This is a genomic window from Acidiphilium sp. PM, assembly GCF_000219295.1.
GTDB lineage: Bacteria > Pseudomonadota > Alphaproteobacteria > Acetobacterales > Acetobacteraceae > Acidiphilium > Acidiphilium multivorum.
Map to the genome: position 1 here is coordinate 1 of NZ_AFPR01000321.1, position 1,596 is coordinate 1,596.

The 1,596-nt window shown below is 67.5% G+C and carries 2 protein-coding genes; both read left to right on the forward strand.

The genetic code is table 11. From position 1 onward, the window contains the following. Positions 1 to 1,048: ammonium transporter (locus APM_RS12130; RefSeq protein ID WP_007423672.1), on the forward strand; the 1,048-nt coding region annotated here is incomplete at its 5' end. 123 nt (positions 1,049 to 1,171) lie between these two features. Further along, a partial coding sequence (locus APM_RS12135; RefSeq protein WP_007423673.1) for a DNA translocase FtsK 4TM domain-containing protein occupies positions 1,172 to 1,596 on the forward strand: 425 nt, incomplete at its 3' end.

Sequence of the window (1,596 nt, forward strand, 5' to 3'; positions counted from 1 at the left end):
GGTGGTGATCGGCTACTCGCTCGCCTTCACGAAGGGCAATCCGTTCATCGGCGGCCTGTCGCAGGTGATGCTGATGGGGGATGGCACGGGCACGCTGTCGGGCACGATTCCGGAGACGGTGTTCTGCATGTTCCAGTGCACCTTCGCGATCATCACGCCGGTGCTCATCCTCGGCGGACCGGCCGACCGGCTCAAGTTCTCCTCGGCCATGGTCTTTCTCGGCGTATGGCTGATCGCGGTCTATGCGCCGATCGCGCACATGGTGTGGGGGCCGGGCGGATTCCTCGGCGGCCAGGGAGTGCTCGACTTCGCCGGCGGCACGGTGGTGCACATCAATTCGGCAACGGCGGGACTGATCGCGGCCATCATGGTCGGCAAGCGGACGGGATATGGCAGCGTCAACATGGCGCCGGCCGATCTCGGCTACACGCTGGTCGGCGCCTCGCTGCTCTGGGTCGGCTGGTTCGGGTTCAATGCCGGCTCGGCGCTCACCTCGGGCGGCCAGGCGGGCTATGCGATGATCAATACCCATCTCGCGACCGCCGCGGCGGTTCTCTCGTGGACGCTCGTGGAGTGGATGATCAAGGGCAAGCCGAGCCTGCTCGGCGCCGTTTCGGGCGCGGTGGCCGGCCTCGTCGCCATCACCCCGGCCTGCGGCTTCGTGCCGGTCGGCGGGGCGCTGGTCATCGGCCTTGTCGCCGGTGTCGTCTGCTTCTGGGGGGTGACTGGGTTCAAGCGCATGTTCGGATACGACGACGCGCTCGATGTCTGGGGCGTGCACGGTCTCGGCGGCATTGCCGGCGCGCTGCTCACCGGTGTTTTCGCGGTGAAGTCGATCGGCGGCACCAACGGCCTGCTGGCCGGCAATCCGCACCAGATGGTGCTGCAGGCGGAGGGGATCGTCGTCACGCTGCTCTACAGCGGCATCGTTTCCTATGTCATCCTGAAGATCATCGACGTCACGATGGGTCTGCGCGTGTCGCCGGACGCCGAGCGCGAGGGGCTCGACATTTCCGAGCACGGCGAGGTGCTGCAGCACGGCTACTGATTTCGCCGCGCTGCGGGATCGCGGAAATGGCCGGAGCGGTGCTTCCGGCCATTTTCTTTGTCAGATCAGGGTGATTCGGGTTATAGTTCACGCCACGCCGCATTTCCGGAGCCTGACCGAAGCATGTCCGCGACCACCGAATCCCGCCAGTTCCTCTCGCCGGCCCTGAAGGCGCGCTTCGTTCGGCACCTCGCCGAACTCGGGGCGCTCTGCGCTGTCCTGGCCGGCCTGACGGTGCTGGTGTCGCTGGTCTCGTATCATGCCGGCGATCCGTCGCTCGACACGGCCTCCAGCCTGCCGCCGCAGAATCTCGCGGGAAGGTTCGGCGCGATCCTGGCGGACCTGCTGCTTCAGGGCTTCGGCGTGGCCGGCGCGCTGCCGGCGCTGGTGCTGCTGGCCTGGGGATTCGTGCTGGTGAATCGCGGCGAGATCACGCGCTGGCGGCTGCGCGCGCTGGCCGCCCTGCTCGCCATGCCGTGCCTGGCGAGCATGTTCGGCGTGTTTCATGCGCTGAATGCCGCCTTCGCGCCCGCATGGCCGGTGGCGGC